The organism is Enterobacter sp. MGH 4, from assembly GCF_000534735.1.
Classification (GTDB): domain Bacteria; phylum Pseudomonadota; class Gammaproteobacteria; order Enterobacterales; family Enterobacteriaceae; genus Enterobacter; species Enterobacter intestinihominis.
This window is the reverse complement of the sequence record NZ_KI973293.1, coordinates 88,637-102,568: the sequence shown is the minus strand read 5'-3', so window position 1 is coordinate 102,568 and position 13,932 is coordinate 88,637. Positions and strand designations below refer to the sequence as shown.

Here is a 13,932-nt window from a genome sequence, read left to right as displayed (position 1 = left end):
TATGACTCCTTACGCCGCGATGGCATTCATGATCGCCGGAACCGACAGTTTATCCAGCGGGATCTCTGCCACCTGCCTGCGATCGCGCATGATGATGACGCGATCGGCATAGCCAACCAGCTCCTCCAGCTCAGACGAGATCACCAGCAGCGCCAGACCGTCGGCGCACAGCGTTTCGATAAGCCGGATGATTTCGGCATGCGCGCCCACGTCGATACCGCGCGTGGGCTCGTCGAGGATCAGGAACTGCGGTTTGGTCAGCAGCCAGCGCGAGAGCAACACCTTCTGCTGATTACCGCCCGAAAGGAACTCGATGGGCTGTTCCGCGCTCGGGGTACGGATACCGAGCTGGCGGATGAAGCGCTCGGCAATCGCGTTCTGCTCGCGCTTAGGGATCGGACGCAGCCAGCCGCGCTGGGCCTGTAGCGCCAGAATGATGTTTTCCCGCACCGAGGCGGCGGCAATAATCCCGTCCGTTTTTCTGTCCTCCGGGCAGAAGCCCACGCCGAGGCACGACGCCTGATGCGGTGAACGTAGCGTTTGCGGTTTGCCTTTGATCAGCGCCGTTCCGCTGTCGGCAGGTTTGATCCCGAAGATCACTTCGGCGGTTTCGGTGCGCCCGGAGCCTAACAGCCCTGCCAGACCCACAATTTCACCGGGGCGTACCTCGAGGTTAAACGGCGCGATGGTCCCTTTTTTGCCGTAATCGTGAAACGCGGCGATCGGTTTTTCGCTCAGCAGCGTGCGGCCCGCGCGCTGGAGTGCGTTGGTCTCCAGCTCGCGGCCCAGCATCATTTTGACCAGCTCAATCTGCGGCAGCTCGCGGGTTTCCCGGCAGCCGACAAAGCCGCCGTTGCGCAGCACCGTAATACGGTCGCTCACCTCGTAAACCTGATCGAGGAAGTGCGTAACAAAGATAAGGCTCACGCCCTGATCGCGCAGCTGGCGCATCAGGGTAAAAAGCATCTCCACTTCCTGGGTATCGAGGCTGGCGGTGGGTTCATCGAGGATCAGCACTTTCGCCGAGAGATCGATAGCGCGACAGATCGCCACGATCTGCTGCATCGCCACGGAAAAACGGTTCAGCGGTTCGCGCACGTCGAGAGAGAAGCCATACGATTCCATCAGCTTCGCGGCGCGCGCTTCCATCTCTTTACGGCGCAGCAGGCCAAAACGTCTGGGCTCGCGGCCAATAAACAGGTTATCCGCTACCGACATGTTTGGCAGCAGGTTCACTTCCTGGTAGACCGTGCCGATCCCCAGTTGCTGCGCATGCGCGGTGTTTTTGGGCGAAATAGCATTACCTTCCAGCCAGATAGCGCCGCGATCGGCGTGATAGACCCCGGTCAGGGTTTTAATCAGCGTCGACTTCCCCGCCCCGTTTTCGCCGAGCAACGCCATGATCTCCCCACGCCGCAGGCTGAAATCAACGTTATCCAGCGCCTTAACGCCAGGGAAAAATTTACTCAGGCCCTCTGTGCGGAGGATTTCCTGGTGTTGTTCGGTGGTCATGGTTTCCCCTCACCCTGACCCTCTCCCCGGAGGGGAGAGGGGATTATTCGTGCCAGTCTTTAATTTTCTGCCCAAACTGCCCTTTTCCCTCTCCCCTCCGGGGAGAGGGCTAGGGTGAGGGTGGGCTGAGCTTAGTAGCCCATATTTTTCTTCTTCTCTAACTCTTCTTTCGCCGTGTCCGGCAGGTAGAGCGTGGATTTGGTGATGGTCAACTTCTCAGGCTGGGTGCCGTCTTTTTTGAATTTCTCCAGCGCATCGAATGCCGGGCCCGCCATGTTCGGCGTCAGCTCCACGCTGGCGTTCGCTTCGCCGTCAATCATCGCTTTGTAGATGTCCGGTACGCCGTCGATCGAGCCGGTGAGAATATCTTTGCCCGGCTTCAGGCCCGCTTCTTTGATGGCCTGGATGGCGCCGATCACCATGTCGTCGTTGTGGGCGTAAACCATGCAGATATTTTTGCCGTTATTTTCTGCCTTGATGAAGCTTTCCATGACCTCTTTACCTTTGCTGCGGGTGAAGTCGCCGGACTGAGAACGGATGATCTTGATGTTTGGTGCTTTGGCGATGGCCTCCGCGAAACCTTTCTTACGGTCGATAGCCACGCTCGCCCCGACGGTGCCCTGCAACTCAACCACGTTACACGGCTTGCCATCCACCTGCTTCACCAGCCAGTCACCAATCAGTTTGCCTTCCAGCACGTTATCGGCGGTGACGGTGGTCATATAGAGAGATTTGTCTTTTACGTCGATGGAACGGTCGAGCAGGAACACAGGAATTTCAGCCTCTTTAGCTTCCTTCAGCACCGGCTCCCAGCCCGTGGCAACAACCGGGGCAATAAAGATGGCATCCACGCCCTGAGCGATAAAAGAGCGCACCGCTTTAATCTGATTCTCTTGCTTTTGCTGACCATCGGCGATTTTCAGGGTAATACCGCGCTTTTCGGCCTCACTTTTCGCCACGTTCGTTTCAGCGGCGCGCCAGCCGGATTCAGATCCGACCTGCGAAAATCCAACGGTTAACGGTGCGGCCATCGCCATAGACGACATGGCTGCCGAAACTGCTGTAACAAGAAGTAAGCGCTTCCACATATGAACGTCCTCGTAGGGTAGGTTATTGTTGGTTAAAAGATGTTCTGCGGATGAACTATAGCCAATGGAATATGTTACGAATTGCGTTACATCACACTTCAGAAAAGTGAATAAAACGTTAATCACAAGTTTGTAATCGCTTTCATTTCCACATTTAAAATGCGGCTGAGTTTATGGATTATCCTGTCATGGAAACGGTCTGAAAAGTGAAAGCGCGAGGGAGATAAGACGAAAACAGGCGAAGACTTTCAGCGCCAGTTGGCTATAATACCTGCCACTTGTTTACCATCCATTTTAAAGGACACCGACATGAGCTTACTCAACGTCCCTGCGGGTAAAGAACTGCCAGAAGACATCTACGTTGTGATCGAAATCCCGGCCAACGCAGATCCAATCAAATACGAAATCGACAAAGACACCGGTGCGCTGTTCGTTGACCGTTTCATGTCTACCGCCATGTTCTATCCGTGCAACTACGGCTACATCAACCACACTCTGTCTCTGGACGGTGATCCGGTTGACGTACTGGTCCCAACGCCATACCCATTGCAGCCAGGCTCCGTCATTCGCTGCCGTCCTGTTGGCGTGCTGAAAATGACTGACGAAGCGGGTGAAGATGCGAAACTGGTTGCCGTACCGCACACCAAGCTGAGCAAAGAGTACGATCACATTAAAGATGTGAACGACCTGCCAGAGCTGCTGAAAGCGCAGATCGCCCACTTCTTCGAGCACTACAAAGATCTCGAAAAAGGCAAATGGGTTAAAGTTGAAGGCTGGGATAACGCAGAAGCGGCGAAAGCAGAAATCATCGCGTCTTTCGAGCGTGCTGCTAAGAAGTAATTCTTACTGCTGATACTAAGCCCCGCGCGTCGGGGCTTTTTTGTGCCTTTCGATGCGCCCGGCGGCGCTACGCTTGCACGGGCCTACAATCAGCAAGAGGCGCAAAACGATAACGCCACCTTACGGTGGCGCTGTCGTTTTTCAGAACTGGTCTCTGTCTAACCAGTTACCGCTTTCAATCAGCGTTAACCCGTTGACCGAACGTTGGTACACATACATCCATGCACTGCCGTAAGGCGTCTGGATCAACTGGCGAGCGTATTCACCGCCCCTGGTGCGCAAGGCATCAAGTTCGGCCAGCGTAGCATTATCAATACGATAAACCTCACCCTGTACCGTTCCGTTCCCCGGAACCGCGCCTGGATAGTGGCCCAGACTGTACAACTGGTAGTTTTCGATTGTGTAATTTCCCAGCAACTGGGCGTTGGTCATCCAGTGGCTGTTGCCTTGCTTGGTTCGTAAACTGCCATAAACAAATATTCGCATTGCTAAAACTCAAACTGATAGAGCAGATCAAGTGCCTGGTCTACGCCGGACACTGCTTCCAGATATAGCTTAGGCATCAGGCGATAACGTAACGTGAGTGTAGCCAGTGAGTCAAAGATCCCCACGCCATATTTTACCTGTAGACCCGGCAGTACATAGCCGCTGACCACTACCTGCGAAGAGTCACCCACGCCCTGAGTGTCCAGCGCCAGATTGCTTACGCTAAACGTCTCGCCGATTTTACCCACAACCTGACCACTTTGTGCAACCCCCAGACCGACTAACATCGATGTCATTGCCGCACCATCGCCCTGTTGGCTATCCAGACCCTGGCCGCGCAGCAGGTAGGAGAGCGCTTCCTGCTGCGACATGGCCGGGTCAGAGAAGATCTCTGCCTTAGGTTCATCGGCGGAGCCCGTCACGCGCACGCCCGCAATCACATCATCTTCGGTGGCTTCCGGGTTACGGATCGCTTCGATATTGAGTACCGGCTGATCCGGTGGGCCGGAGAACAGCAGCTCACCTTTACGCACAATCAAATCCTGACCGTAGGCATGGAAGCGCCCTTCAGGAATATTGATTTGTCCATTGAGGCCAAGCCCCTGTTGATCCTGCGCCACCTTCAGGTCACCCGTGAGTCTCGCCTTCAGCCCAAACGCGTCCAAACGCACGTTATTCCCCACGTGCACAATAAGATTACTATTGATCGGTATGCCAGCGCTCTTCTGTTCAACAGGTTTCAGATTTTCATTGAGCATAACTTCATCACTGGAGACGCCAACCGCGCTTTCCGGCACTTCGTGAACCACGATGCGCGCCCAGGGCACGTCGACGCGGCCGTCCAGGGTGAAGAGACTCGGCGTTGCCTCAAAGACCACGTCTGGCGACACGTCCAGGCGCACCATCGGCGGTACCGTGATACGCACCCTGCTGCCCTTGGCCGCAATACGGGCGCGCCAGTTGTCGAGCTGGCTCCAGTCTGCGTCACCATTCAGGTTGATTTGTCCCTGCTGTGTCAGCACTGAGCCACTGAGGGTTGAGCTTTGGCCGTTAAAGTTCATCGTCAGCTGGCTTGGCTGCATATCGAACGGCATAAAGTTACCGTCAATGTCCACGCCGTTTAACCGCATCTGGCCAAACAGCTGCGGGCCTTGCGCATCCCCCGCCAGACGCAGGTTGGCGCTGAGCATCCCCGCCGCCTTTTCTCCCCGCGAGAAAATCGGATTCACCATCGCCAGGTTGAAGTTGCGAATATTGATGTTGCCGCCGAGATTGCGCCGCCCTTGCGGATCGGTAATTTGCACCTGTCCGTCAAGCTGACCGTTGTTGGTCAGACGAATAAGCCATCCCAGTTCCGCACGATTGTTACGCAGGTCAGCGTTCACATTCAGGGTGTCGAACGCCACCGGCAGCGGCGCGTCATTGACCTCCTGCGTCACCTTCACGTTACGCCCGGAGAGGGTAACGCTGCCCTGCGGCAGTCCCTCTTTGGTGGTGTCCCACGCGACGTCCGCTTTACCGCTGAAGACCCCGCTGGCCTGGGTGGTTTCCGGCATAAACGGTTTCAGCATCGCCAGGTCAAAACGGTTGAGGTTGATCTGCGCGCGTCCTTCCGCGCCCGCATCAATGGTCTGCGGCACGCACAGCTCAGCATTCGGGTTGGTCCAGCAGTGTGGCCCAATGCTGATCTTTTGCTCCGCATTGCGGTAGTCCAGCGCGATGGATCGGGACAGCACCAGCGGGCCGACCGGCGTGCTGAAGCGGGTGTTATCCAGCACGCCCTTCCAGCGCGTTGCCTGGCGGTCAAAACTGCCCGTCAGGTGCAGCTGCCCGGAGACCGGCTCGCCCTGCACGCGCAGCTGGAGATCGTGCTGCTTTTCGTTACCTTTTGCCGCCAGCGTGACCAGACTGATGTTCACGTCCGGCTGGGAGATACGCTCCACGCGCAGGTCCAGGTTTCCGCCGATCTGATCGGTGGATTTCACGTCCCCTTCGACGCGCACGCGGGCAATGGAAAGTTCCTGCCAGCGCAGGTTATTGGCGGTGATGTCCGCCAGCAGCTGCGGCGCCTCCACTGTACCGCGAACCTTCACTAACCCCTTCGCCGTCCCGCCAAGACCCGGCAGGGCGTTATCGAGATTTGGCGCGTCGATGGTGGCATCCAGATCGAGATCTTTCACCCCCAGCTCGCCTTTGATATCTGCCGTGTTGCGGCCCAGCGCCACGTGCAGGCCCGGGATCACCCACTGGAGATAGCTGTTGCCCTTAAGCGAGCCCTCTACGTTGACTTTGTTCTGCTTCACATTACCGGTGAGCTTGAGTTCCGGCACGTCCATCTGCCAGGTGCCGCCGTACAGGCTACCGCGGGTTTTGATCAGACCATTCAGTTTTGACGGCCAGTCCGGGACTTCTTTAGCGGTGTTGATCCCGGTCAGCTTCAGCTCGCCGCGCCAGCTGATCGCCTGCTGCCAGTCGAGCAGCGCGATCAGCTCGGTTTTCCCTTCCAGCGCCGCCACGGTCAGCTTGTCGAGGTTAACCTGCAACTCGTTACCCTTCGCATCCAGAGTAATATCGGCGGGCGGTACTCCCTGCCCCTTCACTGCCGTACGGAACGACAGCGTGTAGTCGGTCATTTTGCCACTCAGCTTCAGCTTTAGATCGTCGGCCTGGAACTGCTTTTCACCGGTGAACGGCCAGTAAAGCTGCTTGCTGACAATCTCAAGGTTGAGCGGTAGACCGGCCTCTGCCAGCTGGGTTTGCCCGCGCAGTACCATATCCACAGGGCCGGAGAGGTTCACGCCGAACTCCAGCTTCTCGCGCAGCGCGCCGCCGACTTTCACCTTCACCTTCTCGCCTTTCAGCGGATCGATGTTCAGGGCGCTGTTAAGGGTAATATCTACCGGCCAGTTATCGCGCAGCAACGCATTGCCTGAGGCGTTTACCGACCCCTGGTTGGTATCGATATCCAGCGCGTCGAGCTTCATGTTGCCGTCGATACTGCTGACTTTAAGCAGCATGTTGAAGACCGTCAGATCGGTATCGCCGGTCAGACGCAACTGCTCGCCTTTAAACTCTTCGATATTGAGGTTCAGCGGCAGATGCACGTCGGTCATCTCCGGCAGAACCGGTTTCGAGAAGAGATCTTTCAGCGTTTCACCCAGCGGTTTTTCTTCCGGCTGCGGGTTCTGGATCTTCGGCTCGACGATCTCTTCCTGCGCCACGTCGGCCACCTTCGGCAGCGCAATCAGCAGCCCTTGTAGGGAGGTTGGGGTCAGGGTGAGGTTTTTCTCCTGCCAGCGCAGACCGGAGGTGAAATCCATCACGGATACCGTCGTGTCGTCGATTTTGATATTGACGTTATCCAGCGCGACCCGGTAGAGCGCAATCGGGTACGGCGTGGAGAGATTCAGCGGGCCGCTGTCCTCTTCCTCGACAGGCTCAGACTTCGGCATTTTTTTGGAGTCTATCGCCACATTCACATCTTTTAGCGACAGATCGTTTACGCACAGCTGGCTATCCCGCAGGCAGCCGAGCTTGACCGCCAGATGAAACTCGCCCGCGTTCACCGCCACGCCGGGCTGTTCATAACGAATATTCTTCAGGCGCAGATCGCGCCAGCCGCCCGTCACCTGGCCGATTTCCAGCCCTGGCACCCAGCGGTTCGCGGCGTTAAACAGCAGATGCAGGCCCGTGGTGGTACCCACCAGAAATGCCACCGTACCGAGCAGTAATACGATAAAAATCAGCACCCCGAGGCTTATCTTCTTCCATAAACTCATAATTCAGGCCCCAGACCGATGTAAAACTGTAAACCGTGTTCTTCTTTGTCGCCCACCGGAACGGCGAAATCGAGCTTGATCGGCCCGACCGGTGACTGCCAGCGCACGCCCACACCCGCGCCGGTTTTGAAATCGCTGCGGCGGATGTCGTTCACCGCCTCGCCGCTGTCGACAAACATGGCGCCCCACCATTTGCCGCTGACGTTGTACTGATACTCCAGCGAGCCGGTCGCCAGTTTAGAGGCCCCGGTCAATTGGCCTTTCTCGTTTTCAGGTGAGATCGATTTGTACTTATATCCGCGAATGCTGCGGTCGCCCCCGGCGAAGAAACGCAGATCTGGCGGAACGCGTTCGAAGTCACCGGTTTCGATCCAGCCCAGGTTGCCGCGAACCACAAAGCGGTGCTTGTCGTAGAGGGTACGGATCCAGACGTTTTGCGCCTGCACGACGGAGAAATCCACGTCTGAGCCCCAGGCGGAGTTGGAATAATCGATGGAGTAGCGCTGTGAATCGCCCCAGGTCGGCATCAGGCCACCGCGCGAGCGGGTACGGCTGATCATCACGCCCGGATAAAGCAGCATGGTGGTGTTGGTGACGTTTGCCTGAGTAAAGTGGTCAAGGCTCCAGCGCAGGTTAATGGCGCGCTGCCAGCCGCTGGAGAGATCCCAGAAGCGTGATACCGCAAGCGTCGTCGAATCCTGTTCGGTATCGTTCAAATCGGTACGCTTAAAGCCGCCCTGCACGAGGTAGTATTGCTCAAGCGGATTTTTCAGCAGCGGCATTTTATAGCTGAAGTCCAGCTGCTGTTCAGGCGCAGACAGGCTGAGGCTGGTGGTCAGGCTGTGACCGTAGGAGTTCATCCACGGTTTTTTCCACGAGGCTTTCACGCGCGGGCCGACGTCCGTGGAGTAGCCGACACCGGTCTCAATGGTGTTCTCGGTGCGCGGTGAGACCACGCCATGCAGCGGTAACACTTTCGTTTTACGGGATTTATCAAATTGCGGTGCCACCACCACGGAGTTAAACCAGCCGGTGGCAGATAAACGACGGTTCAGCTCGCCCAGGTCGCTAGACTGGTAGTAGTCGCCCTTTTTAAACGGCACCAGGTTTTGCAGATACTCATCACGGATTTGCGATCCTTCAAAGGTTACATCGCCAAACCGATAGCGCTCGCCGCTGTCGTAATCGATATCCCAGAATGCCTGACGTCGTTCAAGCGCAACGCCCAGCTGGCTTTTGTTGAACTGGCTGTCAAAGTAGCCTTTGCGCAGCGAAACGCTGGTTAAGGATTTTTTAAAGCGATCGTAATCCCCGTGATTAAGCACGGTACCCACTTTCGGCCGGGTGCTAAGCAGATCCAGGTAGTCACGATCCGTGCGCGCACCGCCGCGCAGCACCACGTTCGTGCCGCCAATCAGGACGGGTTCTCCCGGCGAGACGCGGGCAATCAACACCTGACGTCCTTTAGCCGGCGGCGGGCGTAAATCGAAATCAATGGTGGGTTCGTAGTACCCCAACGCCTTTAAGCCTTCGCGAATGGCGTCATCCACGCGCGCGCGAAAACGCCGATCCGGCGTGACTTCATCGCTCTGGATGGTGGAAAGCTGCGCACGCACGTTTTTTTCCAGCGCCCCGGATAACCCCTCAACCTGCAAACGGACATTCGCCGCGCTGGCAATCCCGCTTGTCAGCATTAAACTGACTAAACATAACTGGCGGATCTTTGTCACGTTTTCTCCTGAATATCCCTGTTTCCACCCTGGAAGCAAATGCAGTGCCGCTCCGCGGCAAAATACGGCCTGAAAGCCAAAAACCCAAATTACGGGTTGAAAAAGGGCCTAACACCCAAATATTTCTTATGATTAAATCTAGACTCATTCATCGCATTTATTGTGTTCAATTAAACGCTTCGTGACAACCTTAACCGAAACAACGCTACCCCGGAGGCCCCACCGTGAGTTTATTTGATAAAAAGCATCTGGTATCACAAGCCGATGCGTTACCGGGACGCAACACCCCTATGCCAGTGGCGACATTACACGCCGTAAACAACCATTCAATGACAAACGTTCCTGATGGAATGGAGATCGCCCTGTTTGCCATGGGCTGCTTCTGGGGCGTAGAACGCCTGTTCTGGCAACTGCCGGGCGTTTACAGCACCGCTGCGGGCTACACCGGAGGATATACGCCTAACCCAACCTACCGCGAAGTCTGTTCCGGTGAGACCGGTCATGCTGAAGCGGTGCGTGTGGTGTATGACCCGAGCGTCATCAGCTATGAACAGCTGCTCCAGGTGTTCTGGGAAAACCATGACCCGGCGCAGGGCATGCGTCAGGGTAACGATCACGGCACCCAATACCGCTCGGCCATCTATCCGCTCACCCCTGAGCAGGAGGCTGCGGCCCACGCCAGCCTGACGCGTTTCCAGGAAGCGATGCAGGCAGCCGGTGATAAACGTCAGGTCACGACGGAAATCGCTACTGCGAAACCGTTCTACTATGCCGAAGACGACCACCAGCAGTACCTGCATAAAAATCCGTACGGCTACTGCGGCATCGGCGGCATCGGCGTCTGTCTGCCTCCACAGCAGGACTGATTACTGCATCAGCGCCACGCGAGCCGCGTGGCGCGCCTGTAAGCAAAAGTGTCAGTTCATTACTTAACCACTCACTGCCTTTTCATCCGGCCACTTTTTGCCGAAAACGTGACCTCTGGCAGATTTACACGCCTTTACGCTATACTACCGCTGAAATAATCGGCTCAACGCTACGAGCTGAGTTCAATGTGTCTTCACACGAATGGTATCAACTCCCCTTCTGAGGATCTGGCGAGAAGCCGGATAAACTATGTTAAACAGTATTTTAGTAATACTTTGTCTTATTGCCGTCAGTGCATTTTTCTCGATATCGGAGATCTCGCTGGCTGCCTCCCGTAAAATCAAACTGAAGCTGCTTGCCGACGAGGGCAACATCAACGCATCACGCATTCTGAAAATGCAGGAAAACCCAGGCATGTTCTTTACCGTGGTGCAGATTGGCCTGAACGCGGTCGCCATTCTTGGCGGTATCGTGGGCGATGCAGCATTTTCTCCGGCGTTTTATAGCCTCTTTGTAAAGTACATGTCCGCAGAGCTGGCCGAGCAGTTGAGCTTCATCCTCTCCTTCTCGCTGGTCACCGGTTTGTTCATTCTATTCGCGGACCTGACCCCGAAACGCATCGGTATGATTGCGCCAGAAGCTGTGGCTTTGCGTATCATCAACCCGATGCGCTTCTGCCTGTATGTCTTCCGTCCGCTGGTGTGGTTCTTCAACGGCCTGGCGAACGTCATTTTCCGCATCTTCAAGCTGCCGATGGTGCGTAAAGACGACATCACCTCCGACGATATTTATGCGGTGGTGGAAGCCGGGGCGCTGGCAGGCGTGCTGCGCAAGCAGGAGCACGAGCTGATCGAGAACGTTTTCGAACTGGAATCCCGTACCGTGCCGTCCTCCATGACCGGCCGTGAGAACATCATCTGGTTCGATCTGCATGAAGACGAGCAGAGCCTGAAGACCAAAGTGGCGCAGCATCCGCACTCCAAGTTCCTGGTCTGTAACGAAGATATCGACCATATCATCGGCTATGTGGACTCCAAAGACCTGCTGAACCGCGTGCTGGCAAACCAGAGCCTGGCGCTGAACAGCGGCGTGCAGATCCGCAACACCCTGATTGTGCCGGACACCCTGACGCTCTCCGAAGCGCTGGAAAGTTTCAAAACCGCCGGTGAAGACTTCGCGGTGATCATGAACGAATATGCGCTGGTGGTGGGCATTATCACCCTCAACGACGTCATGACGACGCTGATGGGCGACCTGGTCGGCCAGGGGCTGGAAGAGCAAATTGTGCAGCGTGATGAGAACTCATGGCTGATCGATGGAGGTACGCCGATTGAAGACGTCATGCGCGTGCTCGACATCGACGAGTTCCCGCAGTCCGGAAACTACGAGACCATCGGCGGCTTTATGATGTTTATGCTGCGTAAGATCCCGAAACGTACCGACTCGGTGAAATTCTCTGGCTTCAAGTTTGAAGTGGTGGATATTGATAACTACCGCATCGACCAGCTGCTGGTAACGCGCATTGATAGTAAACCGACCGTGCTGGTACCGAAGCTGCCAGACGCGGAAGATAAGGTGTCGGCGTAACCCTTTGTATGTCCCACAAACATCAACGGCTCCCATCGGGAGCCGTCTTTTTAACTACTACTGCATAGCACGTTGGTTAAGCCATCTCAGTTTGCAGACGCATAACCTGACGGTTGACTTCGGACATCACAGACAAGTGCTGTTTGTCCTTCACTTTCGGGATAAGGATTTTGCCCTTATCGAACTCAAAAGCGCCAACATCCTTGATATACAACCGTCCACGGAACAGGATCTTCACGTACTTCGCCACCTGAAGCGGGTTGTAGCGTTGGAAAATTTTCATTCTTGTATCTCCTGCGAATCATACGCCCTTGCGGTGCCACAATCGGCCCGACTGTCCTGAGCGCAAATTTTGATGCCCAATGACTATAGACCAGAACCTCGAACTTACCCAGTGTGCATAAGTTTATTTACCGTTTGATTACAATTATTCAGAATAATCTTTGCAAAGCGTGATACAGAGCAGTATATGCCGTCGTTTTTGCGTGGATATGTGCGTTCGCCCGCAAACTGGCATCGGGATTGCGGGAAAAGCCCATTGATCGCACTTATGATTAAAAGCGCATGACCAAGTGGTCGGATCACCTGCTCACAATAAGGAAACACCATGACCCTACGTAACCTCCTGGCAGCAGCTTGCCTGTTGCTGCCGCTGATGGCTTCCGCACACAACATTGAAAAAGGACAACGTGTCCCGCCGGTCGGCATTGCTGACCGGGGAGAATTGATTCTCGACAATGATAAGTTTAGCTATAAAGCCTGGAATAGCGCGCAGCTTGCGGGCAAAGTGAGAGTTGTACAGCATATTGCCGGACGTACATCCGCTAAAGAGAAAAACGCCACCCTCGTGGAAGCGATCAAGGCCGCAAAACTCCCGCACGATCGCTATCAGACCACCACCATCGTGAATACCGACGACGCGATTCCCGGCTCCGGGATGTTTGTGCGCTCAAGCCTTGAGAGCAATAAGAAGCTCTATCCTTGGTCGCAGTTTATTGTCGACAGCAACGGCGTGACGCGTAAGGTGTGGCAGCTGGAAGAAGAGAGTTCAGCGATTGTTGTGCTGGACAAAAACGGTCGCGTACAGTGGGTTAAAGACGGCGCGCTGACGCAGGATGAGGTGCAGCAGGTAGTAGCCCTGCTGCATAAGCTACTAGCTCAGTAAAGTGACACCCTGAAGCCAGGATTGAGGAATGACTCGCGCGGGGTGTAGTCCAGTGGCTTACCCTGCCAGTCATGCACATGCGCGCCTGCGGCCGCAGCCACCGCATGCCCTGCCGCCGTATCCCAGACGTTCGTCGGCCCGAAACGGGGGTACAACTGCGCCTGCCCTTCCGCCACCAGACAGAACTTCAGCGACGAGCCGATCGACGTCGTCTGGTGTTCCCCCAGCTGTTGCAGGTACTCCTCCAGCTCGCTGTCGCTGTGCGAGCGGCTGATCACCACCAGCGGAGGACGGGCATCTCGCACCTGGATCTGCTTACGCACGCCGCACTCTTCCTTCCAGGCTTTACCTTCCGCCGCGCTGTACATCACCTTCATCACCGGGGCATAAACCACGCCAAGCACCGCCTTTCCTTTTTCAATCAGGGCGATATTCACGGTAAATTCACCGTTACGCTTGATGAACTCTTTCGTGCCGTCCAGCGGGTCCACCAGCCAGTAACGCTGCCAGTGCTGACGTTCGTCCCAGCCCTGGGGCGCTTCTTCAGAAAGGACCGGAATATCCGGCGTCAGGGTCTGCAAACCTTTCAGGATCACCGTATGCGCCGCGATATCCGCCGCCGTCACCGGGGAGTCGTCCGCTTTGCTGACAACATCCATCGGTTTCGCACCGTCGTACACCTGCATAATGGCATCACCCGCATCCCGTGCGAGCTGACAAATTTGATCTAACATTCTCCACCTCTTCGTTAACGCAGTGGGCATAACTTATTGTTTTAGTTATATCGTAATGTGAACAATTCCGCTATCTGTGAAGCAATTCTGGTTTCAGCGTTCTTTTTTCTGGCAGCATTCACACTTCTGTAAGCAACAAATACT

General features: G+C 55.7%; 11 protein-coding genes. 4 read left to right on the top strand and 7 right to left on the bottom strand.

Going from position 1 to position 13,932, the window contains the following annotated elements:
• Positions 1 to 9: 9 nt before the first annotated feature.
• Positions 10 to 1,512, bottom strand: a complete 1,503-nt coding sequence (gene ytfR / locus L350_RS10115; protein ID WP_022646854.1) for a galactofuranose ABC transporter, ATP-binding protein YtfR — start codon at positions 1,510 to 1,512, stop codon at positions 10 to 12.
• Positions 1,513 to 1,643: 131 nt separating this feature from the next.
• Entirely contained in the window at positions 1,644 to 2,600 is a 957-nt protein-coding gene (gene ytfQ / locus L350_RS10120; protein WP_022646853.1) for a galactofuranose ABC transporter substrate-binding protein YtfQ, read from the bottom strand.
• A gap of 309 nt (positions 2,601 to 2,909) precedes the next feature.
• On the opposite strand from ytfQ, the gene ppa reads away from it, so the two are divergent.
• A complete protein-coding gene (gene ppa, locus L350_RS10125) occupies positions 2,910 to 3,440 on the top strand; it encodes an inorganic diphosphatase (RefSeq protein WP_006810347.1) in 531 nt (176 codons plus the stop codon).
• Between the two features lie 141 nt (positions 3,441 to 3,581).
• Here ppa and L350_RS10130 read toward each other — a convergent pair whose 3' ends face one another.
• From L350_RS10130 to tamA, 3 genes are read right to left on the bottom strand one after another with little or no spacing between them, the layout of a single operon-like run.
• The gene (locus tag L350_RS10130) at positions 3,582 to 3,926 is read right to left on the bottom strand and encodes a gamma-glutamylcyclotransferase family protein (protein ID WP_022646852.1); all 345 of its coding nucleotides are present in this window, start codon (positions 3,924 to 3,926) and stop codon (positions 3,582 to 3,584) included.
• 2 nt (positions 3,927 to 3,928) lie between these two features.
• The gene (gene tamB / locus L350_RS10135) at positions 3,929 to 7,705 is read right to left on the bottom strand and encodes an autotransporter assembly complex protein TamB (protein WP_032625220.1); all 3,777 of its coding nucleotides are present in this window, start codon (positions 7,703 to 7,705) and stop codon (positions 3,929 to 3,931) included.
• Complete coding sequence (gene tamA, locus L350_RS10140; RefSeq protein WP_032625217.1) at positions 7,702 to 9,435, bottom strand: autotransporter assembly complex protein TamA; 1,734 nt, start codon at positions 9,433 to 9,435, stop codon at positions 7,702 to 7,704. The genes tamB and tamA overlap by 4 nt, the downstream gene beginning before the upstream one ends.
• Before the next feature lie 224 nt (positions 9,436 to 9,659).
• Between tamA and msrA the strand changes: the two genes are divergently transcribed.
• Positions 9,660 to 10,301, top strand: coding sequence for a peptide-methionine (S)-S-oxide reductase MsrA (gene msrA / locus L350_RS10145; protein WP_003856057.1), 642 nt, complete (start codon positions 9,660 to 9,662; stop codon positions 10,299 to 10,301).
• Positions 10,302 to 10,551: 250 nt separating this feature from the next.
• Positions 10,552 to 11,889 (top strand): polyamine export protein PaeA, encoded by a 1,338-nt coding sequence (locus L350_RS10150; protein ID WP_022646849.1) that lies wholly within the window; start codon positions 10,552 to 10,554, stop codon positions 11,887 to 11,889.
• Between the two features lie 76 nt (positions 11,890 to 11,965).
• Here L350_RS10150 and L350_RS10155 read toward each other — a convergent pair whose 3' ends face one another.
• Complete coding sequence (locus L350_RS10155; protein WP_003856054.1) at positions 11,966 to 12,172, bottom strand: DUF1107 domain-containing protein; 207 nt, start codon at positions 12,170 to 12,172, stop codon at positions 11,966 to 11,968.
• 324 nt (positions 12,173 to 12,496) lie between these two features.
• Here L350_RS10155 and L350_RS10160 point away from each other — a divergent pair, with 324 nt between their 5' ends.
• Positions 12,497 to 13,054, top strand: a complete 558-nt coding sequence (locus L350_RS10160; RefSeq protein WP_032625215.1) for a YtfJ family protein — start codon at positions 12,497 to 12,499, stop codon at positions 13,052 to 13,054.
• Here the strand turns inward: L350_RS10160 and cysQ are convergent.
• Positions 13,048 to 13,788: a 3'(2'),5'-bisphosphate nucleotidase CysQ gene (cysQ, locus tag L350_RS10165; RefSeq protein WP_022646848.1), complete on the bottom strand. Its 741-nt coding sequence runs from the start codon at positions 13,786 to 13,788 to the stop codon at positions 13,048 to 13,050. The genes L350_RS10160 and cysQ overlap by 7 nt on opposite strands.
• Positions 13,789 to 13,932: the final 144 nt, after the last annotated feature.